Annotated in this window: 24 protein-coding genes and 1 tRNA gene; 11 read left to right on the forward strand and 14 right to left on the reverse strand. The window is 67.2% G+C overall.

Annotation, left to right across the window (positions count from 1 at the left end; all coding sequences use genetic code 11):
• Positions 1 to 35: 35 nt before the first annotated feature.
• Positions 36 to 335, reverse strand: coding sequence for a chorismate mutase (locus tag B4F19_RS06705; protein ID WP_228179318.1), 300 nt, complete (start codon positions 333 to 335; stop codon positions 36 to 38).
• A gap of 72 nt (positions 336 to 407) precedes the next feature.
• Between B4F19_RS06705 and B4F19_RS06710 the strand changes: the two genes are divergently transcribed.
• A complete protein-coding gene (locus tag B4F19_RS06710; RefSeq protein WP_228179319.1) occupies positions 408 to 1,571 on the forward strand; it encodes an AI-2E family transporter in 1,164 nt (387 codons plus the stop codon).
• Here B4F19_RS06710 and B4F19_RS06715 read toward each other — a convergent pair.
• The 4 genes from B4F19_RS06715 to B4F19_RS06730 form a co-directional block, all read right to left on the reverse strand.
• Positions 1,568 to 2,005: a response regulator transcription factor gene (locus tag B4F19_RS06715; protein ID WP_228179253.1), complete on the reverse strand. Its 438-nt coding sequence runs from the start codon at positions 2,003 to 2,005 to the stop codon at positions 1,568 to 1,570. The genes B4F19_RS06710 and B4F19_RS06715 overlap by 4 nt on opposite strands.
• A gap of 312 nt (positions 2,006 to 2,317) precedes the next feature.
• The gene (locus tag B4F19_RS06720) at positions 2,318 to 2,986 is read right to left on the reverse strand and encodes a CPBP family intramembrane glutamic endopeptidase (RefSeq protein ID WP_228179252.1); all 669 of its coding nucleotides are present in this window, start codon (positions 2,984 to 2,986) and stop codon (positions 2,318 to 2,320) included.
• 71 nt (positions 2,987 to 3,057) lie between these two features.
• Positions 3,058 to 4,083 (reverse strand): lactonase family protein, encoded by a 1,026-nt coding sequence (locus B4F19_RS06725; RefSeq protein WP_292733570.1) that lies wholly within the window; start codon positions 4,081 to 4,083, stop codon positions 3,058 to 3,060.
• A gap of 12 nt (positions 4,084 to 4,095) precedes the next feature.
• The gene (locus B4F19_RS06730; protein ID WP_228179250.1) at positions 4,096 to 5,382 is read right to left on the reverse strand and encodes an adenylosuccinate synthase; all 1,287 of its coding nucleotides are present in this window, start codon (positions 5,380 to 5,382) and stop codon (positions 4,096 to 4,098) included.
• Positions 5,383 to 5,485: 103 nt separating this feature from the next.
• On the opposite strand from B4F19_RS06730, the gene B4F19_RS06735 reads away from it, so the two are divergent.
• The 6 genes from B4F19_RS06735 (at position 5,486) to B4F19_RS06760 (ending at position 13,495) form a co-directional block, all read left to right on the forward strand.
• A complete protein-coding gene (locus tag B4F19_RS06735) occupies positions 5,486 to 6,199 on the forward strand; it encodes a Pr6Pr family membrane protein (RefSeq protein ID WP_228179249.1) in 714 nt (237 codons plus the stop codon).
• An 11-nt stretch (positions 6,200 to 6,210) separates the two neighbouring features.
• Positions 6,211 to 7,653 carry an argininosuccinate synthase gene (gene argG, locus B4F19_RS06740; protein ID WP_292733573.1) on the forward strand — a complete coding sequence of 481 codons (1,443 nt, stop codon included), beginning with the start codon at positions 6,211 to 6,213 and terminating at the stop codon, positions 7,651 to 7,653.
• 77 nt (positions 7,654 to 7,730) lie between these two features.
• On the forward strand, positions 7,731 to 8,360 hold the full coding sequence (locus B4F19_RS06745) for a TetR/AcrR family transcriptional regulator (protein WP_292733576.1): 630 nt from the start codon (positions 7,731 to 7,733) through the stop codon (positions 8,358 to 8,360).
• Complete coding sequence (locus B4F19_RS06750; protein ID WP_292733579.1) at positions 8,350 to 9,000, forward strand: hypothetical protein; 651 nt, start codon at positions 8,350 to 8,352, stop codon at positions 8,998 to 9,000. Before B4F19_RS06745 ends, B4F19_RS06750 begins: the two co-directional genes overlap by 11 nt.
• Complete coding sequence (locus tag B4F19_RS06755; RefSeq protein WP_292733582.1) at positions 8,997 to 10,808, forward strand: YhgE/Pip family protein; 1,812 nt, start codon at positions 8,997 to 8,999, stop codon at positions 10,806 to 10,808. Before B4F19_RS06750 ends, B4F19_RS06755 begins: the two co-directional genes overlap by 4 nt.
• A 95-nt stretch (positions 10,809 to 10,903) precedes the next feature.
• On the forward strand, positions 10,904 to 13,495 hold the full coding sequence (locus B4F19_RS06760) for a penicillin acylase family protein (RefSeq protein ID WP_292733585.1): 2,592 nt from the start codon (positions 10,904 to 10,906) through the stop codon (positions 13,493 to 13,495).
• A gap of 3 nt (positions 13,496 to 13,498) precedes the next feature.
• Here B4F19_RS06760 and mnhG read toward each other — a convergent pair whose 3' ends face one another.
• The 7 genes from mnhG to B4F19_RS06795 all read right to left on the reverse strand — a co-directional run bounded on the left by mnhG (position 13,499) and on the right by B4F19_RS06795 (position 20,871).
• Positions 13,499 to 13,885: a monovalent cation/H(+) antiporter subunit G gene (gene mnhG / locus B4F19_RS06765; RefSeq protein ID WP_228179243.1), complete on the reverse strand. Its 387-nt coding sequence runs from the start codon at positions 13,883 to 13,885 to the stop codon at positions 13,499 to 13,501.
• On the reverse strand, positions 13,882 to 14,157 hold the full coding sequence (locus B4F19_RS06770) for a monovalent cation/H+ antiporter complex subunit F (RefSeq protein ID WP_228179242.1): 276 nt from the start codon (positions 14,155 to 14,157) through the stop codon (positions 13,882 to 13,884). Before B4F19_RS06770 ends, mnhG begins: the two co-directional genes overlap by 4 nt.
• Positions 14,154 to 14,729: a Na+/H+ antiporter subunit E gene (locus tag B4F19_RS06775; RefSeq protein WP_228179241.1), complete on the reverse strand. Its 576-nt coding sequence runs from the start codon at positions 14,727 to 14,729 to the stop codon at positions 14,154 to 14,156. The genes B4F19_RS06770 and B4F19_RS06775 overlap by 4 nt, the downstream gene beginning before the upstream one ends.
• The gene (locus tag B4F19_RS06780) at positions 14,726 to 16,300 is read right to left on the reverse strand and encodes a Na+/H+ antiporter subunit D (RefSeq protein WP_228179240.1); all 1,575 of its coding nucleotides are present in this window, start codon (positions 16,298 to 16,300) and stop codon (positions 14,726 to 14,728) included. The genes B4F19_RS06775 and B4F19_RS06780 overlap by 4 nt, the downstream gene beginning before the upstream one ends.
• Positions 16,297 to 16,764: a Na(+)/H(+) antiporter subunit C gene (locus B4F19_RS06785; protein ID WP_228179239.1), complete on the reverse strand. Its 468-nt coding sequence runs from the start codon at positions 16,762 to 16,764 to the stop codon at positions 16,297 to 16,299. Before B4F19_RS06785 ends, B4F19_RS06780 begins: the two co-directional genes overlap by 4 nt.
• Positions 16,761 to 19,679 (reverse strand): Na+/H+ antiporter subunit A, encoded by a 2,919-nt coding sequence (locus B4F19_RS06790; protein ID WP_292728106.1) that lies wholly within the window; start codon positions 19,677 to 19,679, stop codon positions 16,761 to 16,763. The genes B4F19_RS06785 and B4F19_RS06790 overlap by 4 nt, the downstream gene beginning before the upstream one ends.
• Before the next feature lie 109 nt (positions 19,680 to 19,788).
• Positions 19,789 to 20,871, reverse strand: a complete 1,083-nt coding sequence (locus tag B4F19_RS06795) for a LacI family DNA-binding transcriptional regulator (protein ID WP_292728104.1) — start codon at positions 20,869 to 20,871, stop codon at positions 19,789 to 19,791.
• Between the two features lie 79 nt (positions 20,872 to 20,950).
• Between B4F19_RS06795 and B4F19_RS06800 the strand changes: the two genes are divergently transcribed.
• From B4F19_RS06800 to B4F19_RS06815, 4 genes are read left to right on the forward strand one after another with little or no spacing between them, the layout of a single operon-like run.
• Positions 20,951 to 22,225 carry an MFS transporter gene (locus tag B4F19_RS06800; protein WP_228179236.1) on the forward strand — a complete coding sequence of 425 codons (1,275 nt, stop codon included), beginning with the start codon at positions 20,951 to 20,953 and terminating at the stop codon, positions 22,223 to 22,225.
• A gap of 19 nt (positions 22,226 to 22,244) precedes the next feature.
• Positions 22,245 to 22,940 carry an endonuclease NucS gene (gene nucS, locus B4F19_RS06805; RefSeq protein WP_228179235.1) on the forward strand — a complete coding sequence of 232 codons (696 nt, stop codon included), beginning with the start codon at positions 22,245 to 22,247 and terminating at the stop codon, positions 22,938 to 22,940.
• Between the two features lie 52 nt (positions 22,941 to 22,992).
• Complete coding sequence (locus B4F19_RS06810) at positions 22,993 to 23,664, forward strand: HAD hydrolase-like protein (RefSeq protein ID WP_228179234.1); 672 nt, start codon at positions 22,993 to 22,995, stop codon at positions 23,662 to 23,664.
• Positions 23,665 to 23,682: 18 nt separating this feature from the next.
• A complete protein-coding gene (locus tag B4F19_RS06815) occupies positions 23,683 to 25,770 on the forward strand; it encodes a bifunctional lysylphosphatidylglycerol flippase/synthetase MprF (RefSeq protein WP_292733589.1) in 2,088 nt (695 codons plus the stop codon).
• A gap of 185 nt (positions 25,771 to 25,955) precedes the next feature.
• On the opposite strand, the gene B4F19_RS06820 is transcribed toward B4F19_RS06815, so the two are convergent.
• Together B4F19_RS06820 and B4F19_RS06825 are read right to left on the reverse strand one after the other, a co-directional pair.
• Entirely contained in the window at positions 25,956 to 26,528 is a 573-nt protein-coding gene (locus tag B4F19_RS06820) for a hypothetical protein (protein WP_292730065.1), read from the reverse strand.
• Between the two features lie 56 nt (positions 26,529 to 26,584).
• Positions 26,585 to 26,668, reverse strand: a tRNA-Leu gene (locus tag B4F19_RS06825).
• Positions 26,669 to 26,755: the final 87 nt, after the last annotated feature.

A 26,755-nucleotide genomic window follows, 5' to 3' on the forward strand; every position in this document is an offset into this window, starting at 1 on the left:
TTGACGTGAGGCAAGGCGCCCGGTGGCGCTTGAGCTCAGCGCCCGTCAGCAGCTTCCGTGTGGTGGCGGATCACCTCGGCGACAACGAACGAGAACCACTTCTGCGCGAATTCGGGATCCAGATCCGCGTCCTCGGCGAGGCGGCGCAGCCGCGCCACCTGCTGCTCTTCTCGCGTGGGATCGGAGGCCGGCATACCGTGCTCGGCCTTCAAGACACCCACCTGTTTTGTGGCCCGGAAACGCTCGGCGAGCATGAAGATCAGCGCCGCGTCGATGTTGTCGATCGTCGCGCGGAGGCGTAGCAGGTCGGTAACAGGGTCGATCGGCTCGGTCATCCCACTCCCTTCGGACTGTGTCGAGAGTATCGCCTCCCCCTCACCGAGAGAGCGGCCCCCTAGAGTGTGACCATGAGCGACGAGAGCCCGACCCCGCCAGCGACAGCGGCACCCGCGAAGGATGCCTCCGCCGACGTCACCTCGGCACCGGCGGATGCAGCCGCTGGCACCCCCGAGCGGCGGCCGTTCTGGGTCGGCCTCGACCAGCCCTTCGCCGTCGGCTTCGCTGTCACCCTGGGCGGACTGGCGGCGATTCTGCTCGGCCTGGCGGTATCGAACCTCGCGACCGTCATCATCTACGTCAGCTTCGCGCTGTTCGCTGCGCTCGGCCTGGACCCGATCGTGCGGGCGCTCGAGCGCAAGGGTGTGCGACGGGTCTGGGGGATGGTGATCGTCTACGTCGGCTTCCTCCTGGTCATTGCCGGCGTCATGCTCCTGATCATGCCGACGGTCATCTCACAGGTGGCTCAGTTCATCCGCGACATCCCGACGATGATCAACGACTTCGAGAAGTCGGACGCGTTCGGGTGGATGCAGACGAATTTCGGCGACCAGATCGGCACGATCCTCAACGATGTCGAGAACTTCATCCTCAACCCCGCGAACATCGCCTCGATCACGGGCGGTGTGCTGGCGGTCGGCGCGGGGATCGCGACGGCGATCTCGGGCATCATCATCGTGATCGTCCTGAGCCTGTACTTCCTCGCCTCGCTCAACACGATCAAGGCCAGCTTCGTCCGCCTCACTCCCGCACGGGCGCGGGCGAAGGTCACCGAGATGACCGAGCAGATCACCGACGGTATCGGTGGTTACCTCATGGGGATGGTGATTCTCGCGTTCTTCAACTCGGTCGTCGCCTTCTTCCTGCACCTCTTCCTCGGACTTCCCTTCCCCGCGCTGATGGCCGTGGTCGCTTTCTGCATCACGCTCATCCCCCTCGTCGGTTCCGTGCTGTACTGGGGCATCGCCACGGTGGTCGCGCTGTTCACGAACCCGATCACCGCCCTGATTTTTGCCGCGCTGTATCTCATCTACATGCAGCTGGAGGCGTACGTGCTGACACCGCGGGTCATGAACCGCGCGATTTCGGTTCCCGGCTCGCTCGTGGTCATCGGAGCCCTCGTCGGCGGAACTCTCCTGGGCCTGCTCGGCGCGCTCGTCGCGATCCCGATCACCGCGTCCATCCTGCTGATCATCAAGCAGGTCGTGATCCCTCGGCAGGACGCGAAACTCTAGGCCATCTGGACGCGGTCAGACCGGTCCAGCAGCCCCAGCCGGTAAGCGGCGGGAACCGCATGGTGACGCGAGGTCACCCCGAGCTTTCGGTAGATCGCTGACAACTGCGTCTTGACCGTGCTCTGCGACACCGACAACGCCTTGGCCATGTCAGAGACCGAGCCGTAGCACTCGAGAGCCTTCAGCACGACAGCTTCTCGCGGCGTCAATCGCGGACGCTCCGTCACCACGAGCGCAGCCGACGCCTTCTCCACGGCAGCTTCGAACGCCGTGCGCATCCCGCGTTCCGACAGGTCGACGATCTCATCCATGAGCCATCCGGGCGTATGCGCGATGATCCGGACCAGACCCGCAGCGACGACCATGCCTCCACACACGACGCTGAGCCCGACCATCTGCTCGCGTGGGCGGAGTGGCGCGCCAAGAGCTTCCATGACGAGGTCACGGTCTGGACACCGCTTGCAGTGCTGACCGCACGCGGACGAATTCGAGAGATCCACATCTCGCCGCCGATGCGCGTCCCGCTACCCGCCGCCACACCGCCACAACCGGAGGAGAGCGCCGCATGAGTCGCATCCACAGGCGCAAGCGATCGCGCGAGCGACGACCTGCACCGCCACCGAGCGGGCCGCGGTGGTGGCACTACCTCCTCGTGGGTCTGATCGCAGCCGCTGCCATCGCTCTCGCTGCAGCGGCGCTCATGCAGGATCACTCGCCCCCGCGGCCAGGCGACCGCACCGTGTCGCTCAGTGTCCCCGCTGCTTCCTCGGAGCCCGGGGTGAGTGCATAGCCCCTCCGCGCTCCCGAGAGCGCCAGATGATGCCCGGGCCCATCTCGCGATAGGTCGGGTTGAAGACGAAAGCCGGCGCATGCCACACGATCCACACACCTGCGACGGTGAGCGCAGCCCAGAACGTGGACAGACGCTCCGCGAGGTGCGGCAGCAACCAGCCCCGCCATCCCGCTTCCTCCCCGAGCCCGAAGGTGAGGATCCACACGACGGCCACGGCTGCCACGTTCCACCCGGGAAGCTTCTCGGTCAGTCCGAACTGCGTCATGTCGGGCCAGCCGCCTGCGACGATGGCCGCGGTGAGGTAGCCGATCAGGAAGTACGCGATCGGCATCCCTAGGGCCCACCACCACCACACCCCGCGGAACCGCACCGAGAAGGTGCGCAGAGCCCCCGCGCGCACCCCTCGCCAGCCGCCACTGAAGGCGCTGGCGGCAACCGCGCCCGCGAGCGGACCGAACGAACCGACGAAGAAGATGAGGGGAACCGGCGGCAGCTCGGTCGAGCCCAGCGCCGCAACCACCAGGGGCGCCCACACCAGCCACGTGAACCCGAACGCGACAACCAGATAGACGACGACGCTCCCTCGGCGTCCGGCTACGGCCGTGTCAACGGCAGACGGCATCTCGACCTCCGCGCAAGCACTGGTGACCGCTCTCAGGCGGCGAGCTGGGAGTCAGACCCCTGCGGCGATTGTCACGGTAGGCGCAGGAGGCAGGTCGGTGAAGGGACCTCGGTCCTGGTCCTGGCACGCCCCGGAATCCCGCGAGCATCGAAAGGCAACACCGCGACGTCGCTCGATCGCTGGCCCGCGACGAGCAAACCGTCACCGACGACCAGGTGGTGCCGCGGCCAGTCGACTCCGGCCTCCACGAGCGCGAGCGGCGAGACCGTCTCGCCGTCACCGGTCACCCGCATCACGGCGATCGTGTTGCTTCCCCGCACCCCGGCATAGAGGAGTGTGGCGTCGGCAGATCGCGCGAGTTCCGCGGCAGTGTCACCGTCGAGGGTCCCCGTGCCCAGCGGCGTTCCGCCGACCAGATGCCACGTTCCGGTGTCGTCCGGGGCCAGCACGAACAGTTCGCACGAGAGCTCGGCGACGATGTACAGGTGGCCGCTCGGGTGCAGGATGCCGTGCCGCGGCCCGGAGCCGCGGGGCAGCGTCACCTCCTGTACGAGCCGTGGCGCACGAGATCCCGTCTGCCAAAACCTGACGAGGTCGAACCCCATGTCCGTCGTAGCGACGACACCGGGGCTCACGACGATCGACTGATGGGCGTGCGAGACCCGCGGCTCCTGGTCGAACCCCGCGTATGGATCGGATGCCGCATCCGCCGTTGCAGAACCGCGGATGCCGCCGTCAGTGTCCAGCTCGAGCTGCACGACCTGGCCGTCTCCCCAACAGGCGACGAAGAGCCGCTCACGACCGGCGAGAATGTGGCACGGCGCGGCGCCGACAGGGGTCGGCTGCCCAAGAGCCTCCCACTGGTCGGGTCCCCGCTCCTGGAAGGCCTGGACTGCTCCGGAGCCTTCGAGGGTCGCGTACACCACATCGAGGGTCGGATGCTTCGCCACCCAGGACGGCGACGGGGCCGAGGCCAGGATGCCGCGCCAGCTCAGCGCGCCGCCCGTCGTCGAGTCGGCGTCGCCGGCGGTGAGCAGGCCGATCCCCTCGGCAGTGCCCTCCATGTCGGCCGTGTAGCCGCCTACAAGAAAACGCATGGGTGAGAGAGCTCAGTCGACCAGGTCGTGGCGCACGATGACGGCATCCCGGCCGGGTCCGACACCGATCACCGAGATGCGGGTGCCGCTCATCTCCTCGAGGGCGAGGACGTAGTCCTGAGCTTCCAGCGGTAGGTCCTCGAACGTTCGCGCCCCGGAGATGTCCTCGCTCCAGCCGGGCAGGTACTCCAGGATCGGGCGCGCGTGGTGGAAGTCCGACTGATTGTCGGGCACGTCGTCGAAGCGGCGCCCGTCGACCTCGTACGCGACGCACACGGGGATCTGCTCGAGCCCGGTCAGGATGTCGAGTTTGGTGAGCACCAGGTCGGTGATGCCGTTGATACGCGTGGCGTACCTGGTGATGGGCGCGTCGTACCACCCGACCCGCCGCGGTCGTCCGGTCGTGGTCCCGAACTCGAACCCACGCTGACGGATCCACTCGCCCTGCTCGTCGAAGAGCTCCGTCGGGAAGGGGCCGGAGCCGACGCGCGTCGTGTAGGCCTTGACGATGCCGACGATCCGGTCGAGGCGATTGGGGCCGACGCCGGATCCTGTCGCGGCACCGCCCGCGGTAGCCGACGAAGACGTGACGAATGGGTAGGTGCCGTGGTCGACATCGAGCATGGTGGCCTGGCCGCCCTCGAACACGACGAGTTCGCCCTTGTCGAGCGCGTCGTTGAGCAGGAGCGAGGTGTCGGTCACCATCGGGCGAAGCCGTTCGGTGTACGAGAGCAGGTCCTCGACGATCTCGTCGACCTCGATCGCGCGACGGTTGTAGACCTTCACGAGCAGGTGGTTCTTCTGCTCGAGGGCGCCCTCGACCTTCTGCCGCAGGATCTTCTCGTCGAACAGGTCCTGCATCCGGATGCCGACACGGTTGATCTTGTCGGCGTACGCCGGCCCGATGCCGCGCCCCGTCGTTCCGATCTGGCGCTTGCCGAGGAAGCGCTCGGTGACCTTGTCGAGCGTGCGGTGATACTGCGTGATGACGTGTGCCGCGGAGCTGATCTTCAATCGCGACGTGTCGATCCCGCGAGCGCGCAAAGCCTCGAGTTCACCGAAGAGGACCTCGAGGTCGACCACGACTCCGTTGCCGATGACCGCGTTCACTCCCGGCGAGAGGATGCCCGAGGGCAGCAAGTGCAGGGCATACTTCTCATCGCCGATCACAACGGTGTGACCGGCGTTGTTGCCGCCGTTGAACTTGACGACCCAGTCGGTGCGTTCACCGAGCAGATCGGTGGCTTTGCCCTTACCTTCGTCGCCCCACTGCACTCCGACGATCACGATGCCTGGCATGACGAATTCCCCCGGGGTGACGAGCTGGTAGGTCTCGAGTCTATCGGCGCGTCGCGTCCCGGCCCGAGAAGGCTTTCGCGCTCCCGCTGGATATCGTGAGCGCATGCTGAGATCACGGGCCTGGGCCAACGCGTGGGCGGCGTTGCGACTGCTCGCAGCTGCCGCCGGCGTGGCGGCAATCGTCGGCCAGCTGGTGCGCACCCTGAGCATCTCCGCCAGCAACGGTTGGCCTCTGGTCCTGACCGCCGTCGACTTCTTCAGCTTCTTCACGATCCTCTCAAACCTGGGCGCGGCGATCGCTCTGACGACCGGCGCGATCCTGATCTGGCGCGGGAGCCGCGTCGATCCCGCCTGGTTTGCCACGCTCCTCGCAGCAGTGTCGACCTACATGCTCATCACCGGGATCGTCTACAACGCGCTGCTGCGCAACGTCCCGCTTCCCCAGGGATCCACAGTTCCGTGGTCGAACGAGATCCTGCACGTCTGGGCTCCCCTGTTCATCCTGCTGGACGTGTTCTTCGGCCCACTCCGACGTCGCCTTCCCTGGCGTGCGCTCTGGACGATCATTGCCTTCCCGATCGTGTGGGTTATCTACACCCTCGTGCGCGGACCGCTCGTCACCGACTTCCGCACCGGCAACCCGTGGTGGTATCCCTACCCGTTCCTGAATCCCAACCTCCAGCCGTGGGGGTACGGCGGAGTCGCCCTCTACGTCGTCGGCATCGCGGCCGGCATCCTGGTGCTTGCAGCCGGGGTGATCTGGGTCGGTCGTCGTCGCGGCGCTGCCCGCGTGAAGGCGGCCGGCACCGCTCAGTAGACTGAGGTTCCATGTCGAAGGTCCTCCAGTCCCTGCCCATCGGCGAGCGCATCGGCATCGCCTTCTCGGGGGGCCTGGACACCTCCGTGGCTGTCGCCTGGATGCGCGACAAGGGCGCGGTGCCCTGCACCTACACGGGGGACCTGGGCCAGCCCGACGAAGACGACATCGCCGCCATTCCCGGCCGAGCGCTCACCTACGGCGCCGAGGTGTCGCGGCTCGTCGACTGCAAGACCGCGCTCGTCGAGGAGGGCTTCGTCGCTCTGTCCTGCGGCGCGTTCCACATCCGCTCGGGCGGCCGCACGTACTTCAACACGACGCCGCTGGGCCGCGCCGTCACCGGTACCCTGCTCGTTCGCGCAATGAAAGAGGACGGCGTCGACATCTGGGGCGATGGCTCGACCTACAAGGGCAACGACATCGAGCGCTTCTACCGCTACGGCCTACTCGCCAACCCCGCGCTGCGCATCTACAAGCCGTGGCTGGATGCCGAGTTCGTCCGTGAGCTCGGGGGTCGCAAGGAGATGAGCGAGTGGCTCGTGGCGCACGGATTCCCGTACCGCGACTCCGCCGAGAAGGCGTACTCCACGGATGCCAACATCTGGGGCGCGACGCACGAGGCCAAGACGCTCGAGCACCTCGAGGTGTCGCTCGAGACCGTCGAGCCGATCATGGGGGTGCGCTTCTGGGACCCCGCGGTGGAGATCGCCACCGAGGATGTCACGGTGACCTTCGAGGGAGGCCGCCCGGTCGTGCTCAACGGCAGGGAGTACTCCGACCCGGTGGAACTGGTCTTCGAGGCCAATCGCATCGGTGGCCGTCATGGCCTGGGCATGAGCGACCAGATCGAGAACCGCATCATCGAGGCCAAGTCGCGCGGGATCTACGAAGCTCCGGGAATGGCCCTGCTGTTCATCGCCTACGAGCGCCTGGTCAACGCGATTGTGAACGAAGACACTCTCGCGACGTACCACGAGCAGGGTCGCCGCCTCGGGCGTCTCATGTACGAGGGTCGCTGGCTCGAGCCGCAGTCGATCATGCTGCGTGAGTCGATCCAGAAGTGGGTCGGCTCCACGATCACGGGAACGGTCACGCTGCGGCTGCGGCGCGGCGAGGATTACACCGTCCTCGATACCACTGCGCCCGTGATGTCCTACGGTCCTGAGAAGCTCTCGATGGAACGGGTCGGCGACGCCGCGTTCGGTCCGACCGACCGCATCGGTCAGCTCACGATGCGAAACCTCGACATCGCCGATTCACGCACCCGGCTCGAGCAGTACGCGAGCATGGGGCTGCTGGGAGGCCCCACGGGCGAGCTGATCGGCGCTCTCAAGCGTGGCGAGGCCGACGAGATCATCGAGCACGCGGCGCCCTATGATCACGACCGCGAAGAGCTCGCCGAGGCGACGGATGCCGCGGGCGAAGCTGCTGCATTCGACTTCGGCGCCGACTGAGTGGTGCCGACCGGCGACGGCTGAGCATTCGCCGATAAAAGTGCACATGAGTGTGCACTTTCTGCGATCATCGATGCATGCCCGAGACTGCTGTGCGCCCATCGCGCCGGGACGCCGTGCGCAACCGCGACGAGCTCCTCTCCTGCGCGCAGCGGGAGATCGCCCGCGATCCGCGAGCTTCGCTGGCCACGATCGCCCGGGCCGCAGGCCTCACGCGCCGCGCGCTCTATGGGCACTTCGCCGATCGCGATGCACTTGTGCGCGCAGTCATCGAGCGCGGTGCAGAGCGATTCAACGCGATAGCTCTCGGCGTCTCCGCCTCAGAACCGTTGGCTGAGCTGACCGAGCTGACCACCCGACTCTGGCAGGAGGCCTCCCTTGTTCACGCGTCCGCGGCGATCGCGCTCGAAGAGCGCTACCTGACGCTGACCGCGGCATCCCTCGCTCCCGTGCGGGCGCGGCTCGCGGCGATCGTCGAGTTAGGCCAGCGGACGGGCCGGATGCGGCGCGACATCAGCGCCGCCACCCTCACCCGCTTGATCGAGGAGACAGCGCGCACACTCATCGTGCGCTGGGACGAACAGGATGCCGAGGCCACGGCTCAGCTGGCAGTGCGTGCGGTGCTCAGCATTGCCGGGCTGTCTTGGCAGGATGTCGATGCCCGGCTGTCGAACGTAGACAAGGGAGAGGCTCCCGATGCACGTTGAACTCTCGGACGTCAGCAAGGGCCGGCGCGGGATCGCACTCCCGCACATGAGTCTCGGCTACGGCAATGGCGTCGCCCGACTCGCCGTCGCCGAGACCGAACAGCGCCCCACCGTTCTCGGTCTGATCGCGGCGGGCAGGATGACACCCGACACCGGCACCGTCCGGATCGACGGGGTTTCGGACCGTGGCGCGCTGCGCCGACGAGTAGCCCTCGTCGACGCGCCGGATGTCAGCGATCCCGCACCCAACGTCACCGTATGGGGCATCGTCGCGGAGGAACTCATGTTCGCGGGTCATCCAGCTTCGCCTCGCGCGGTGAAGCAGTGGCTGGTCGCCCACGACGCCGCTGCGCTCTCGCGTCTGCCGATCGCCGATGTGGCACCCGCTGCCCGCCTCCGGCTGCTGATGGAACTCGCAGTTCTCCGGCCGGGGGTGGAGGGTCTCGTCGTCGTTTCGCCCGATCGTCACGGTGGTCACCCGCAGCGGTGGTGGCAGATCGCCGTGGGCTTTGCCGATCGCGGCATAAGCGTTCTGGTGATCGTCGGCGCGGCCTCGGGGGCGGTGCTTGCTGACATCGCTCCACGTGCCGAGCTCGGCCCACCGGACGAGAGCGCGCTCCCCGAGGAGGATCGAGCATGAAGGTCCCCGCCATGATCGCCGCCGAGTTTCGGCGCCTGACCGCGACGCGCATGTCGATCATCGCCCTCCTGGCGCTCATGCTGGTCCCCGTGCTTTACGGCGGCGTCTATCTGTGGGCGAATCAGGACCCCTACGGCAGACTGAGCGAGGTTCCGGTTGCCCTGGTGAACCTCGACACCGGGGCTGAGAACGACGGCTGGCCGGTGAACTACGGTGACGAGGTCGCGGGGAGCCTTCTCTCCGACGGCAGCTTCGATTGGCGCGCGCTCGACGCGGATGCCGCCGCGAACGCCCTCGAACAGGGATCGGTGGACTTCACGGTCACGATTCCGGCTGACTTCTCGACAGCACTCGTATCGATCTCGGGTAGTGACCCCCACCAGGCCACCCTGTCGCTGGAGACCAACGACGCCAACAACTACCTCGCCTCAACGATCGGCGACCAGGCGATCGAGAAGATTCGTGCGTCAGTGGCGCAACTTGTCGGACAGGAAGCAGCGTCGCGCTTGCTTTCGGGGATCGCCGACATCCGCTCGAGTCTCGAGGATGCCGTCACCGGCGCGACCCAGCTCACCGACGGCACGAATCAGGCATCCGACGGCTCCGCTCGCCTGGCCGACGGCGCTGCGCAGCTCTCGTCCGGTGTCACACAGCTTGCGCAGGCTGCTCCGCAGCTGGCAGCCGGGGCAGCTCAGGTCTCCGACGGCACCGCAACGCTGGCCGGCTACGCCGACCAGGCCAGCGCCGCCAGCCAGCAGGCGGTCAACGAGCTCCCGACGGTTCGCCAGGACATCATTGACGCCCTCACCGCCGAGGGGCTGACGCCCGACCAGATCGACGCGGTGCTCGCCCGCCTCGATCCGCTTGCCGGGGCTGTGCAGAACGCCAACGCGCGGGTCCAGAGCGCTGTGTCATCCGTCGACGCTCTCGCCGCCGGCGCCGCGCAAGTCGCCGCCGGCGCACAGCAGCTCTCCGGCGGGCTTCAGGATGCTGCCGCCGGTGGGGCACAGCTGGATGCCGCATCCCGAACCCTGGCGGAGGGACTGACGCAGATCGACCAGGGGGCGGCGTCGCTGCGCGACGGCCTTGCCTCGGGGGTCGCGCAGATCCCCGATTCGGATGCTGCGCTTCGCGACGCGCAAGCGCAGACGATCGCCGATCCGGTTGCGGTGGAGACCGGCAAGGTCGCCTCGGCGGGGGATTACGGCGCGGGCCTGGCCCCGTTTTTCGCAGCCCTTGCCGGATGGATCGGCATCTATGCGCTCTTCCTGATCGTGAAGCCCATCTCGCGTCGCGCAGTGACCGCCCTGCACTCCCCGGTCCGGGTGACCCTCGCCGGATGGCTCACGCCGGGCCTTCTCGGCGGACTGCAGATGCTCGCCCTGTTCGGCATCCTCGCCGCGGCCCTCGGCTTCACGTTCTCACATCCGCTGGCGACCCTCGGCGTGATGGTGTTCGCCTCACTCACTTATGCTGCGATCATCCTGGCCCTGAACGTGTGGCTCGGCTCGGTCGGCCAGTTCCTGGGGCTCGTCCTCATGGTGCTGCAGCTCGTGACGGCCGGCGGAACCTTCCCCTGGCAGACGCTGCCCGAGCCGCTGACCTGGCTGCACCACATCCTGCCAATGGGCTACGTCGTCGACGGGATGCGCCAGCTCATGTACGGCGGCGACATTGCCCGCGTCGGCACTGACCTCGGCATCCTGAGCCTGTGGCTCCTGGGTGGACTCGCGCTCGCGGCGATCGGCGTCTCGCGGATGACCCACGGCCGCACCCTCCGCGATCTCCAGCCGAGCCTGATCGGCTGACCCGGTTCGGGGCTGGCGAGCTAGGATGACCGTCTGACACCGAATCCCAGTCCCGCTGCGACGGCGTGTCCACCAGCCCCACCCGAGAGGCTTCAATGTCGAAGACCGCAGCCGCCCTCAGCGGAGATGCCCCGGACGCGCCGGCTCGCCCGCGCCTCGGCCGCCGCATCGGCCTCATCGCCTACAGCGTGTTCGTGGGGGTCGTCGTGCTCGCGCTGATCGCCGCGGGAGTCGGCGTGTGGTTCGTGAACCGCTCCTTCCCGCAGACCGAGGGAACGATCGCCCTGGACGGGCTTTCGGGCGCCGTCACCGTGCAGCGCTCCGAGCTCGGCATCCCGACGATCACCGCAAGCTCCACCGACGATCTGTTCTTCGCGCAGGGCTACGTCCACGCGCAGGACCGCTTCTGGGAGATGGACTTCCGCCGCCACGTCACCAGTGGCCGCCTGGCGGAGCTGTTCGGCGAGAGCCAGCTCGGCACCGATGCGTTCTTGCGGACTCTCGGCTGGCGCGAGATCGCCGAGCAGGAAGTGGCGGCGCTCGATGAGACCACGCTCTCGTACTACCAGTCCTACGCCGACGGGGTGAACGCGTATCTCGTGGACCGCGACAAGGCAGACATCTCACTGGAGTATGCAGTTCTCGGCCTTCAGAACGCCCACTACGAGATCGAACCCTGGACTCCCGCCGATTCGGTCGCGTGGTTGAAAGCGATGGCCTGGGACCTCCGGTCCAACATCGAAACCGAGACCGAGCGCGCGTTGCTCGCCACCACCTACACCGATGAGCAGGTCCTCGAGCTGTACCCGCCCTACCCGTTCGACGAGAACCCGGTCATCGTCCCTGAGATCACTGACGTTCCGGCAGCGACCGAGACGGCGGATGCCGCGACCGCCGGCATCCGGTGGACCGAGGTGGCCGATGTCGTGAGCGCCGTCTCGACGCTGATCGGCGGCACGGGCGAGGGCATCGGTTCGAACTCCTGGGTGGTGGCCGGCGACTACACCGACACCGGGATGCCGCTGCTGGCCAACGACCCCCACCTCGGAGCCTCCCTGCCGAGCGTCTGGTACCAGGCCGGTCTGCGCTGCTCCGTCGTGAGTGACACGTGCCCGTTCGATGTCAGCGGCTTCAGCTTCTCGGGCGTGCCCGGCATCATCATCGGGCACAACGCGTCGATCGCGTGGGGGTTCACCAATCTCACGACGGATGTCGTCGACCTCTACATCGAGAAGCTCGACGGCGACCGGTACTGGCGCGACGGTCAGCTGGTCGACCTCGACACCCGCACCGAAACGCTGAAAGTCGCCGGCGGTGAGGATGTCGAGCTGACCATCCGCTCGACGGTGCACGGCCCGATCGTCTCGGGGCTGACCGCGGACTTCGACGCGATCGCCGATGATCCCGTGACCGGCACGGCAGGCGCCACCGTGACCCCGACGGCTGAGCCCGAAGGGGAGACTGCCGTCAGCATCCAATGGACCGCGCTGCAACCGGGAACGACGGCCACGGCGATCTTCGAGCTGAACGCCGCCACGGACTTCACCGGGTTCCGCGCCGCCGCCGAGAAGTTCGTCGTGCCGGCACAGAACCTCATCTATGCGGATGTCACCGGCAACATCGGCTATCAGACTCCGGGGCAGCTGCCGATCCGCGGCGCCGGTGACGGGTCCCTGCCCCAGCCCGGATGGGACTCGGCCTATGACTGGCAGGGCTACGTCCCGTTCGCGGATCTGCCGGTGGCCTACAACCCCGACGAGGGGTACATCGTCACCGCGAACAACGCGATCGTCGACGAGAACTACCCCTACTTCCTCACGCGCGACTGGGACTACGGCTGGCGCGCGGCCCGCATCGACGAACTGTTGCAGCGCGCCATAGCCGAAGGGCCCGTCACCGCCGAGGTGATGCGCGGCATCCAGGCCGACAACCAGTCCGAGATCGGCAAGACCCTCATCACCGTGTCCGAAAACCTTCGGACCGGCGACGAGGCTACCGATGCCGCACTCGATCTGCTGCGGCAGTGGGACGCGCAGAACGACGCCGACTCGTCGGCAGCCGCCTTCGCGAACGTGGTGTGGGACGAACTCGCGCAGAACCTGTTCACGCGCGGTCGATCGACGCCTGTTCCACTGACAAGCCAGTCGCGACAGTTCCTCGTGGTGCAGAACCTGCTGGCAGACCCGGGTTCGCCCTGGTGGACGAACACCGAGATCGGCGTGTCGGGACAGCGGGACATGCTGGAGGCCAGCGCCCGCAGCGCGACCGAGATCCTCACGACGGCGCAGGGATCAAACCCACTCCAGTGGCGGTGGGGCACCCTGCACGCGATCACGCTCACCCACGAGACCTTCGGCACCTCGGGTATCGCGCCCATCGAGGCCCTGTTCAACCGCGGTCCGTTCCCGGTGGGCGGCGGCTCTTCGGTGGTCAACGCGACCGGATGGCCGCTCGGTGAGGGTTTCGCGACGACGACGGTGCCCTCGATGCGCATGGTCGTCGACCTGAGTCACTTCGACGCGTCAGGCTGGAACCACCTGACGGGCGCGAGCGGTCACGCGTTCCATGAGAACTACACCGACCAGACAGCAACGTGGCAAGCGGCAGGACTCATACCGTGGGCCTTCACTCGGGATGCTGTAACCGCTGCCACCGAGCACACCCTGACTCTCGAGCCGGCGAACTGAGCGTCAACCGGGATCAGCGCCGGTCTCGGGGCGGGAGGTCTCGATCTCGGCGTCGGCGAGTTCGTCGACGACGAGGTCATCCACGTCCATCGTGCGGTTGCGGTAGGCCTGGCGCCCCACCATATGAGCGGCCAGCGGCGATGCCGCGAGCTGGATCAGGATGATCGGCACGATGAACGCGACCACTGCCCAACTGCGCTGTGCGAGGGCGATCGCGACACAGACCAGGATGACGCCCAGGACCTGCGGCTTGGTCGCGGCATGCAGACGGCTCGGCACATCGCGAAACCTCACGAGTCCGATCGCCGCCGTCACACACAACAGCGCGCCGATCAGGATCAGCACGAGAGCGGCTCCGTCCAGAAGGGCCGCGATCTCAGCATCCGTCATTTCGTCACGTCCTTTCGTGCGACGAACCGTGCGATCGCGATCGATCCGAAGATGCCGACCGCCGCGATGATCAGGAGCACCGGCAGGGTGCGGGTGTGGTGTCCGATCACCATGTCGGCGCCGAGGATGCAGACAACCTCGGTCAGCAGCACATCGGATGCGACAGCGCGGTCAAGGATCGAGGGACCGACGACGATGCGCCACAGCGTGATGAGCGCCGCTGCCGTGAACGCGACGTAAATCGCGATGATCAGGATCGTCGAGATCGTCATGACACCTCCGCTTCCTGCGCCCGCCTCAGCCGTTCGAGCTGCTCGCGGGATCCGAATGCCCGGGTCAGGCGCGCCTCCCACGTGAGCGTCTCGCGACGGTGGGCCTCGATCTGTTCCTGGCCACGTACGCCGATGACGTGGAGGTACAGGATGCGGCGATCACGGTCGGCATCCAGCACGAGCGAGCCGGGAATCAGGGAACAGGCGATCGCGGTGTGTGCCATCAGCAGGTCGTCATCGGTGCGCAGCTGGACGGCGATGACGGCTGCGCCGGGCTGTCTGCGCAGATCGAGCACCTGCCACGCAACAGTCAGCGAACCGCGCACCAGTCCCGCGAGGAAGGTAACGACGAACACGAGCGCGTACCAGAGGTTCAGTCGGTTCGACAGTTCGACCACGGGCAGATGGAAAATGGTGGTCACAGCGACCGCAGCGACGAGCCCGGTGAGGAAGGCGAGCAGCGTGAACTGTCCCCACAGCAGCATCCACAGTGCGATCAGCCAGAGCAGAACGGGAAGCTGACGCCACAGGGCGGTGAAGAAGCCGACGGTCTCGGCCGGGCGATCTGTCACTGCTGCACCTCCCCGCTCATGTCGACCGATTCATCCAACTGCACGACGGTGATCGGCTCGAGCAGAGCCCCACCGACGCGCGCGCAGATCTCATACAGCGGCCCCGCAAAGACCGTCAGGGCGACACTGAACGCGACCATTCCCGCGGTCGCTGCCGTCATGATGCGCGGAATCACGCGGCGCTCGGTGATCGTCGTTGCCGCGGGTGCCTCCCGCAGGTAGGCAGTTCGCTGCGACGTCTCGGTGGAGTCGTCCTCCTCGCGCCAGAACGAGAGGTTCCAGGCGCGCATGAGGGCGTAGAGGGTGAGCAGGCTCGTGGCGATACCCGCGACGATGAGTGTCATCATCAGCGGCGTGCCGACCGCAGCGCCTGCGTCGAACAGCGCGTACTTGCCGATGAAGCCCGAGAACGGGGGGAGGCCGCCGAGGTTGACAGCCGGGATGAAGTACAGCAGCGCGATGACAGGTGCTGCCCGCATGAGCCCCTTGACCTTGAGGATCGAGGTGCTGCCGGCACGGCGCTCCACCAGGCCCACCGCAAGGAAGAGGGTTGTCTGCACCACGATGTGGTGGACCATGTAGTAGATCGTCGCCCCGATCGCCGCGGGCGTGGCGATCGCGATCCCGAAGATCATGTAGCCGACGTGGCTCACCAGCGTGAACGACAGGATCCGCTTGAGTTCGGCCTGCGCGACGGCACCCAGGATGCCGATCACCATCGTCGCGAGCGCCGCGATGAGCAGGATCGTATTGAGGTCGTTCTCGAGGAAGATCTGCGTTTCGGTGCGGATGATCGCGTAGACGCCGACCTTCGTCAGCAGGCCCGCGAACACCGCCGTGACCGGCGCGGGCGCCGTCGGATACGAGTCGGGAAGCCAGAACGAGACCGGGAAGACCGCGGCCTTGATCGCAAAGGCCAGCAGCAGCATGACGTGCAGCACGTACTGCGTCTCCTGCGGCAACTGCGTCATCCGGTCCGCGAGCTGGACCATGTTGACCGTTCCGGTCGCACCATAGATCATCGCGATCGCCGAGAGGAACAGGATCGACGAAACCAGAGAAACGACGATGTAGGTGATGCCCGCACGGATGCGTTGCTCGCTGTTTCCGAGGGTGATGAGCACGTACGACGCGACGAGCAGAATCTCGAACCCGACGTACAGGTTGAACAGGTCACCCGCGGTGAAGGCGACGAAAATACCCGCCGCGAGGATCAGGTAGGTCGGGTGGAAGATCGAGACCGGGGTGTCGTCGTCGCCGTCGGCGGCTCCCTGCCCGATCGAGAACAACAGAACGGCCAGCAGCACGACGCTCGAGACCATGACGAGCAGCGCCGCAAGGCGATCGACGTAGAGCACGATCCCGAACGGAACAGGCCAGCCGCCCACCGACACCGCGAAGGGGAGGTTCGACGCGTCGACGGCGACCAGCAGCACTGTCGCGATCGCGAGCGTCAGAACGAGCGTGACGACAGAGACACCCACCTGAACCCGGCGGTGGCGTCCGGCGACGAGCGCAATGGCCGCACCCAGCAGGGGCAGGGTGACCAGGAGCGGAACGAGGGCGGTCATGACCCTGATCCCTTCGTCCTGTCTTCCGCGGCTTCGGATGCGAGGAAGTCGCTCGTCGCATCGTCGTCTTCGGGTTCGATCTCCTGATCCATCTCGTCGTCGGCTCGCATGCCGCGTTCGCGAAGCGCGACATCCGCTTCGTCTTCATCGAAGGTGTCGGCCTGCCCCAGCTGCCACGAGCGGTAGATCAGGGCCAGCAGGAACGCCGAGATGGCGAAGGTGATCACGATCGCGGTCAACGTCAGTGCCTGGGGGAGAGGGTCTGACATCTCCTGGGGTTCTCCGTCGCCGTAGAAGGGCGCGATCCCCGGGCGCCCCATAACGATCAGCAGTAAGAGGTTTGCGGCGTTGCCGAGCAGAAGAAACCCGATGAGCACGCGCGTGAGGCTGCGCTCGAGCATCGCGTACACACCGGCGGCGAAGAGCACTGCCATGATGACGATCAGAACGATCGAGACGTTCACGATCCGCTCACCCCCTCGCGCGCAGCGACGGAGTTCACGGCAGCATTCGCCTGACGGTCGACCTCGGCGCCGAGACTGCGCAGCACATCCAAGACCAGCCCGATCACGACCAGATAGACACCGATGTCGAAGATCGTCGAGGTGACGAACTCGATGTGCCCGAGCACGGGAACCTCGGCCTCGAAGATGGCCCGGGTCAGCGGCTCGACGCCGAAGGCGAGCGGGATGATCGCGCAGGCAACGGCGATTCCCATGCCGATCCCGAGGAAGCGCCCCGCGTCAGTCGGCGCCGCAGCACCGAGTTCGTAGCGGCCCCCGGCGATGTAGCGCATCACCAGCGCCATCCCGGCAACAAGACCCGCCGCGAACCCACCACCGGGAAGGTTGTGCCCGGCGAACAGGAGGTACAGCGACACGATGATGATCGAGTGGAAGAGGATACGCACCACGATTTCGAGCAGGATCGACCGGTTCTCGGGACGCACGCGCTGCCCCGCGACGAGCCAGGCATTGCGGCCGGTTGGGCCGTCGGCATCCGTCTCGGCCAGCGGCGTGCGGCGACGCAGCGCGCGCTGAGCGCGCTGGACGATCGGCGCGGTGATCTGCGGCAGGGAATCGGAGCGGTTCGTGACGAACACCAACGATGCGACGCCGGTGGCGGCGAGCACGACGACCGAGAGTTCACCCATCGTGTCCCACCCACGCAGGTCGACCAGCGCAACGTTGACGACGTTCTTGCCGTACCCGATCTCGTAGGCAAGGTTCGGGAAGGCCAGCGAGATGGGCAGATCGACGCGGGCTCCGGTCGCCACGATGGCAACGCCGGCCATCGTCAGCCCGACGAGCACGGCCAACACCGCGCGGCCCGCAGCGAACGCCGAACCGTTATGGGCACCCAGACGCGACGGGATGCGACGCAGCACGAGCGCAAAGGCGACCAGGGTGACGGTCTCGACGAGGATCTGCGTGAGGGCGAGATCGGGCGCACCGCTCGTGGCAAACAGCACCACCATGCCCAGGCCCGTGACCGAGACCAGAACGACGCCGGTGTAGCGCTTGCGGGCACGAACGGCGATGACTCCTGCCGCGATCATCACCGGAGCAACGGCCAGTTGCACAGGCGTATGGAAGGCATCCAGGTCGGCCTGCCAATCGGATGAGGCCAACAACGCGGTGCCCTCGCCGGCCACGAGCACGAGGAAGATCGTGGCGACGTAGACCGGCAGCGATCCCCGCTGAACGAGCGTGGTCGTCAGCACCGAAAGTCGCTCGATCATCCGCAACGAGCCGTTATAGGCATCCACCGCCGTGAAGGGAAGAACGCGCCGGCGTCCGACTCCCCGCGCCGTGAAGACAAAGAGCACGGCACCGAGCGCGATCGTACCCAGCGAAATCCATAGGGCCGGCTCGAACCCGTGCCACAGCGCGAGGTAAGCGGGATGTTCCGGCGCAGGAACGCCCGACGTCGCGGCGGGCGCCAACTGTGCGTACGGCGTGAAAGCGACATCGAGCAGGGGAGCAGCGAAGCCTCCCCCGAGGCTGAGAATAGCCAAGATGACGGGCGCCGAAACGAAGCCGGCCGATGGCGCCGGCCACGAGACGGCGACGATGTCGCGCTTGGTCCAGAAGGCGCCCCACACGAACCGGATGCCGTACGCCGCGGTCAGGACTGAGCCGGCGACGACGGCAAGCAGCGCGATGAGGCCCCACACCGAGCCTCCGAGCGCCTCATCCAGGAGGGCGGCAAGAGCGCCTTCCTTGGCGACGAAGCCGACGGTGGGGATGATCCCGACCATGGACGCGATCGACACGATCGCTGCCGTGGCCAGGGCCGGCGCCTGGCGTCCGAGCCCGCTGATCTCACGAAGATCGCGGGTCGAAAGCTGGTGATCGATGATCCCGACGACCAGGAACAGGGCCGACTTGAAGAGGGCATGACTGAGCAGCAACGCCAGCCCCGCCAGCGCGGCATCTTGTGTGCCGTACCCGAGCACGACCATGAGGAAACCGAGCTGACTGACAGTCCCGTACGCGAGGAGGCGCTTGAGGTCTGTCTCGCGCAGGGCTTGCCATCCGCCCAGGAGCATCGTGAAGCCGCCGAGGCCGATCACGATCGGGTGCCACGCGGGGTTCTCGGCGAACACCGGCGCCAACACCGCAACGAGGTAGATGCCCGCCTTGACCATCGCCGCTGCGTGCAGGTACGCCGAGACCGGAGTGGGCGCTGCCATCGCACCCGGAAGCCAGAAGTGGAACGGGAAGATCGCCGACTTGCTGAGCGCTCCGACCAGCAGCAGCACGAGCGCGGCTGTCGCGACGGGACTGACGGGTGGGTCGGCGAGGATCTCGGACAGGCTCGAGGTTCCCGCCTGCACCACGATCAGGACGACACCGATGAGCATGACAAGACCACCGAGGGTTGTCACCAGGAGCGCCTGCAGCGCCGCCCGCCTGCTTGCCGCACGCCGGTTGTAGTAGCCGATAAGCAGGTACGACAGAACGCTCGTGACCTCCCAGAACATCACGAGCACGACGACATCGTCGGTGAGAACGAGTCCGTACATCGCCCCCGCGAACGCGAGCAGTACGGCGGCGAACTGGCCGAGGTCTTGTTTGCCATCGAAGTACCACCGGCAATACAGCAGCACGAGGGCGCCGACTCCGGTGACGATCAGCGCGAGCACCCACGAGAGGGTGTCCATCCGCATCGACAACGCGATGTCGAGGGGCCCGATCCAGGTGAACGACTCGAACGGGATGTCCGAAGCGAGCACTCGGGGAGAGAGCGCCGCGGTGTAGACGAAAGCCCCGAACGAGACGGCGGCGGCGAAGAAGAACGCTCGCGGCCCCCACGCCCGCACGAGCACCGGCAGGGCGAGTGACCCGATCGTGAACGCCACGAGAACGAGGAGCATGCAGGCCTCCTCGTGGTCGTCGTCCCGTCGATGCTGCGGGATCGGGCGATCAGGGTGTGGTTCTCATCCTATCCGGGCCGTGATCGGGCGTGGCCGTCTGGCCATAGGATCACGCCCGGGGAGCCGGGCCGGCGGTGGTACCGGTTCGGAACGAACACGTGAACGTGACGGATGCCGCATCCTCCCCCGCCAGCATCGACACCACTGCAGTCCCGGCGGCGCGCCCCTTCTCGACGGCCGGCTGCACCAGGGTCGTCAGTTCGTAGGCATCCAGGCCGTCGACGTCCACCCCGTCGAAGCCGGTGACGCTGAGGTCCTCGGGAACGCGCAGGCCGCACTCTTCTGCTGCGCGGATCACGCCCGCGGCAAGCAGGTCGGTCTGGGCAATCACCGCGGTCGGTCGGTCGGGCCCGGCAAGAATCTCGCGGCCTGCTATCAAGCCTTCATCGATCGAGCTGGTCACCGCAGCGTATGTCGGGGCTTCGGGATAGACGGCACGGGCGCCGGTCAGGCGCGCCGCGGTCACGTCGACCTCGACGGCATCGGCGGGTCCGAACCAGCCGCGGGCACGCGACGGACGGATCGGGAGAGTGAGCAGGGTCACCCGCTCGTGGCCGAGGTCCCTGAGGTAGCTCGCTGCCCGCTGCTGCGCCGCGCTGTTGTCAAGTTCGATCCGCGGGATGTCGGGCCCCGCGTCGCCTTCGATGACGACAACGGGCACGCGTCGAGCGCGCAGAACGTCGAGCGAGGGCTGGCGGGTTTGTCCGAATCCGACGAGGACCGCAGCATCGATCGGCGCGGAGGTCATCGCCGATGACACCTCGATCGCACCGCTGTCGGTGCCGGTTGCCGGAGCCGCAGCTGACGTCTCATCGGGCAGCAACAGAAGCCCCGCACGAAGCGGCGCCACCCCCTCGGCGATGCCGTCCATCATCGCTATCGTCACCGGGTCGTGAAAGGCGGCACGCAGCGAACCCCCGAATACGACGCCGACGATGCCGGACCTGCCCCGCCGCAGCGACGCGGCGCGGGGATCCGGACCGGTGTACCCGAGCGCCTCGGCAGCCGCCAGCACGCGACGGCGGGTCTCGGCGGAGGCGGGCGCGTTGCCACTGAAGACGACGGACGCCGTGGATGCTGAGACCCCGGCTTCGCGCGCGACGTCAGTGATCGTTGCCCTGCGCTCGCTCATGGTGCCTCGATGGTACTGGCTTGCACGCGCCGTGAACCGGGACATGGTGCGCGTCGAAACGATTCGATACACTCGTCCGGTGGATACCGCTCTCACTCGCGCTCAGATCACCCGATGGCGCACGGCTGTCTTCACCATCTTCTTCCTGAGCGGTCTGAGCGTGGCGACATGGGCTGCGCGGGTGCCGGCGATCAAGGCGACGCTCGGGGTCGACAATATTCAGATCGGCTTCATGCTGCTGGGCGCAGGTCTGGCATCGATCATCGGCCTGTCCCTGGCATCCGTCGTTCTCGCCCGGTTCGGTGCTCGCCGAAGCATGCTCGGCGCCATCCTCACCTTCTCGGTCGGTGTCGCGCTCGTCGGAATCGGTGTGGACGTCGCGAATTCATACATTCTCGTGATCGTGGGTCTCGCGTTGTTCGGACTGGGCAACGGCTCCGTCGACGTCATGATGAACGTCGAGGGTGCCGCGATCGAAAAGACGATCGGCAAGACGATCCTTCCGCTGTTCCACGCCTTCTTCAGCTTCGGCACCGTCGCCGGCGCGGGCCTCGGTGCCCTCGCGATCGCGGTGAACTCGAACGTGCTGACGCACACCGCGCTGATCGCCGGTCTCCTCGCCCTGACCGGCCTGTGGGCCAGCGCCAACGTGCCCGCCCGGGAGATCGCGATGGACCCGGATGCCGACCCGACGCCGACGCAGAAGCCGCGCATGCGCGAACGGCTGAGCGTCGCCCTGTCGGCATGGAAGGAGCCCCGCACCTACACACTCGGGATCATCATGCTCGGGATGGCCTTCGCCGAGGGCGGGGCCAACGACTGGCTCGCCCTGGGGGTCGTGGACGGCCACGACGCCAGCGAAGCGCTCGGGGCGATCGGGCTTGCCGTGTTCTCGGTCAGCATGACGGTGGTCCGGGTCTTCGGTGGGCCCCTGGTCGACAGGTTCGGCCGCGTCGCCACCCTGCGCGTGCTTTCCCTGCTCGCGGCATCCGGCTTGCTGCTGTTCATCCTCGCGCCGAACGTCCCACTGATCTTCGTCGGGGCTGCGCTCTGGGGCGCGGGCACCTCCCTGGGCTTCCCGCTCGGAATGTCGGCCGCCGCTGACGACCCCGCGAAAGCCGCAGCACGCGTGAGCGCAGCCGCCACGATCGGCTACGTCGCGTTTTTGTGCGGCCCACCGATCCTGGGGTTCATCAGCTTCCATATCGGCGTGCTCAACACGCTCTACATCCTGGTCGCCCTCGCAATCGCCTCCGGGCTCGCATCGGGTGCTGCCCGGCCGCTCGCGGTGCCCGCTCCGGCGCCTGCCGGCGGTGAGCGCCCCTCGGAACCCGCCGATACTCGCGCGGAGTGAGGGCCGTTAGGCTCGACGGGTGCGTCTTGTCATCGCCCGCTGCACCGTCGATTACACCGGCCGACTGAACGCGCATCTCGCGCTCGCGACCAGGCTGCTGGTTCACAAGGGCGACGGATCGCTGCTCGTGCACTCGGACGGCGGCTCGTACAAGCCCCTCAACTGGATGAGCCCGCCCTGTTCGCTGGTGGTGGAAGAGCCGGATGCCGAAGCCGCCGACGTCGGCGTCATCGAGCAGTGGCGCGTGACCCACGCGAAGACCGGCGATGCACTCCTCGTGCGAATCTACGAGGTTGTCCACGACTCCTCGCACGAGCTCGGCATCGACCCGGGCCTGGTGAAAGACGGCGTCGAGGCTGACCTCCAACGACTCCTTGCCGAGCAGGTCGACGTCATCGGCGACGGGCTCAGCCTCGTTCGTCGCGAGTACCCGACCGCCATCGGCCCTGTCGACCTGTTGCTGCGCAACCCCGACGGCGGCACGATCGCCGTCGAGGTGAAACGTCGAGGCGACATCGACGGGGTTGAGCAGCTCACGCGCTACCTTGAGCTGCTCGGGCGGGATCCGCACCTGGCACCGGTGACGGGAGTGTTCGCGGCCCAGGAGATCAAGCCGCAGGCGCGCGTGCTGGCCACAGACCGTGGCATCCGCTGCGTCACCCTCGACTACGAGGGCATGAAGGGAATCGAGTCCGGCGCGCCGCGCCTGTTCTAGCCCTCACCCGCTAGCCGCGGTCACGGTGCCGCGGTTCCCCTAGCGTGGAGTCATGCGATCTCCCTGGACCTGCGTGCTGTGGGACGTCGACGGCACCGTCGTCGACGCCTCCGACGGCATCCTTCGTCGACTGACCACAACCCTCGAGCACTTCGGCTATCCCGCACCGACCCGGGCCGAGCTCGTCCACTGGATCGGTCCGCCGATGTTCGAGTCGTTCCAGGTGAACCTCGGCATGACCCCGGAGCAGTCGACGGATGCCGTCGCCTATTACCGGGCCCTCAGCAAGGCCGACGGCTATACGACAGGTGCGCGGTTGTTCGACGGCATCGGCGAGCTCATCGCCGATCTCGATCGCGCCGGAATCCCGCAGGCGACCGCCAGCTCCAAGCCCGAGAACCAAGTCGTCGCCCTGATGGAGCATTTCGCGCTGTCGCCGCACCTGCGTGCGATCACCGGCGCCACTCCCGATGAGCGGACACTCAGCGCGAAGGCCGACATCGTCGCTGAAGCGCTGCGGCGGCTGCGCGCGGTGGGCGTCGACACGTCGCGGCCCGTGCTCATCGGGGATCGTCACCACGATGTCGAGGGGGGCGCCGTCAATGACGTGCCGGTGATCTTCGTGCGGTGGGGTTTCAGTTGGCCCCACGAGTCCGAGGGTGCACAGGCAACGGTCGACGACGTCGCGTCGCTGCGCGAGTTGCTGCTGACACCGACAGAATAGGTGCGCAGGAGGGCAACGATGACCGACACCGCAGCGACCGAAACCCGCGCGCGATCGACACTCGGTGTCGGGATTCGAACCGTCGTGTCACGGATGCCGGCCACGATCGTTTTCGTCCTCGCACTGCTCGCGGTGGGCGTCATCTGGCAGGGCCTGTGGCGATCGTTCAAGCACAACCCGCTCTTCGCGGAGGTCGCCTACGGGCTGCCGGCGTTCCTGGAGGGCCGGTGGTGGACACCGGTCACGGGAACGTTCTTCGTCGTGCATCCGTGGGTCTACCTCATCACGATCGCGAGCTTCGTCGGCATGGGGTACCTCGAGTGGCGGCGCGGAACCCGAGTAGCCCTCGCGTACTACACGGTGGGACAGCTGTTCGCGATCTTCGCCAGCGCCCTGGCCCTCTGGCTCCTGGCCTTCACACCCTGGCCCTGGGCGCAGCGCGAGGCCCTCGCCCTGGATGTCGGCCCCTCCGGCGGCACGATGGCCTGCCTGGCGGCTGCCGCCAGCCTCCTCCCTTCGCCGTGGCGCTCCCGCGCGTGGCTCGTTCTGCTCGGCGGCGGCGCGGTGGCCCTGCTGTATTGGGGTTCGCTCGCGGACATCGAGCACACGTTCGCGATCCTGCTCGTTCTGGTCGTGGCGCGACCGCTCCGGGTCCGACGCGTGAGCGTTCAAGAGCAGCGATTCGTCGCCCTGATAGCGGTTCTCGCGCTGGCAGCGATCGAGACCCTGACCTCCATCGTTCCCACCGATGGTCCGTTCGGGCGGACCGAACTCGGCGGTGGGTCCTGGATCGACACCGCCATCGATGTGGTCATCCTGCTTCTGGTCGCCCGCGGGCTGTTCCGGGGACGCCGCTGGGCATGGGTCATCGCCGTCGTCCTCGCGAGCATCAACGTGATGCTGGGCATCCTGGTCATCGCGCTGTACGTCAGCTTCCCCGCCGCCGATCTCACCTGGGACGGCGACCCGTCGGTCACGGTCGCGACGGCGGTCCTGTGGGGCATCCTGCTGGTCTATCTCGTCTGGGTGCGCGGCGCTTTCCGTGGGCGCCGCCGCGCGAGCCTCGGCCTCAGCCCGACGCCAACCGATAGCGATGTGCGCCAGATGCTGCACGACTTCGGCGGCGGCACCCTGTCGTGGATGACGACCTGGGAGGGCCTGTCGTATGCCCGCACGAGTTCGGGAATCGTCGCCTACCAGCGCCGCTCAGGAGTGGCCCTCGTTCTGGCCGACCCGCTCGGACCCCGCGAGAGCCGCGCGGAATCGGTGCGGGAGTTCGTCTCGATGGCCGAGAGCGCGGGGCTCATACCGTGCTTTTTCTCGGCCGATGACGCAACCCGCGCTGTCATACCGGAGGGCTGGCGCAACCTCATCGTCGCCGACGACACGATCGTCGACCTGGCGGGACTCGAATTCACCGGCAAGCGGTGGGCTGCGGTTCGCACGTCACTGAACCGGGCGGGCCGCGAAGAGATGACGTTCCGGATGACGCGCCTGGCCGACGAGCCCTGGGGCATCCAGCAACAGCTGCGCGCCATCTCTGACATGTGGGTCGGCGACAAGGGGCTGCCCGAGATGGGCTTCACCCTGGGCACCCTGCACGAGGCTGCCGACCCTGAGGTGCGCCTGGCGCTGGCCATCTCACCGCACGGCGACGTCGACGGATTCCTCTCCTGGCTACCGGTCTACGGCGAAGGCCGCATAGAGGGCTGGACCCTCGACCTCATGCGCCGCCACGAGGGCGGTTTCGGGCCCGTGATGGAGTTCCTGATCGGTTCGTCGGCGCGATTCTTCGCCGACGAGGGAGCACGGATGCTGTCCCTGTCGGGCGCGCCCTTGACGCATGACTACCCGCCGGACGCCGGCATGATCGCTGACATCACCGAGCGGCTGGCCGACATGCTGGAGCCGGTGTACGGCTTCCGGTCGCTGCACCGCTTCAAGGAGAAGTTCCATCCGCGCTACGAGTCGCTGTACCTGCTGTACCGCGACGAGGCTGACCTGGCGCGGATCGGACTCGCGTTGACCCGAGCGTTCCTGCCCGATGCTTCGCTGCGTCAGCTCGCTGGATCGAGTCGAGAACTCCTCCGCAGCGGACGATCCTGAGGGACACCGCGCGATCGAACGCGGCGCCATCGAACGTGGTGCCATCGAACGCCCGGGCCGAGCAACGCTCCAGACCCGGGCGTCGACGGATCCCCCCGGATAGATCGCGCCAAAGCGCGACGAGCCACACTCTATCGACACCCGCGTCCCGCAGGTACCACCGCTGGGTCAGATCGCCGGTCCGCTCAGGATGTCGCGAGGAAGACCGCGTCACCGCCGGTGTTGAGCACCGTCCAGACGCCGCCCTCGATCTCCTCGGCCGGGACGCTCACAGCGACGTTCGCCGACAGATCCTCGGCGGGCGGATACACCGTTCCGATCGACCAGAGCTGATTCGGTATGTCAGCTGCGGCATTCTCGAACAGTTCGTAACTGCGCCCGCTCGCGCCGATATAGCGCACGACAAGGGAGGCCCACGGGTCGATCCCGAGCGCGTCAGCGTCCGCCGGATCCTCGCCCGCCTCGACCAGCTGCGCACGGATCGCATCCCAATCGATGAGGATACGCAGCGGCAGCACGACATACCCGTCGCCGACCTCCGTCGCGGCAGTCGCACCGACTGACCATGCCGACGCGTCCGAGAGCCGGATGGTCTCGCCGACAGCGAGCGGGTTGGCCCGCGTCCCCGGCGCAGCCTCCGCACTCTCGCTGACCGACGGGGTCGGACTCGGGTCGGGAGCCGACTCGGCGGTACACCCCGTCACCGCAAGCCCCACGATCGTGAGTGCGGCCAGGGCCGCGGCAGGCTGGAATCTCATGACGCCTCGAGTCGGGTAGGACGAAAAGAAGGCCCCTCTCGGGACCTTCTCTCCTGTGCGCGAGGGGGGAGTTGAACCCCCACGCCCTTTCGGGCACTGGCACCTGAAGCCAGCGCGTCTGCCTATTCCGCCACTCGCGCGAACCGCGGCGGACCGCGGATCAACTTCCCGAGGATATCACGACGGATCGGCGCGTCGAGCCCGCGACTTGACTCATGTAAAAGGTC

The organism is Microbacterium sp. UBA1097 (assembly GCF_002313585.1).
In the GTDB taxonomy this organism is placed as follows: Bacteria; Actinomycetota; Actinomycetes; order Actinomycetales; family Microbacteriaceae; genus Microbacterium.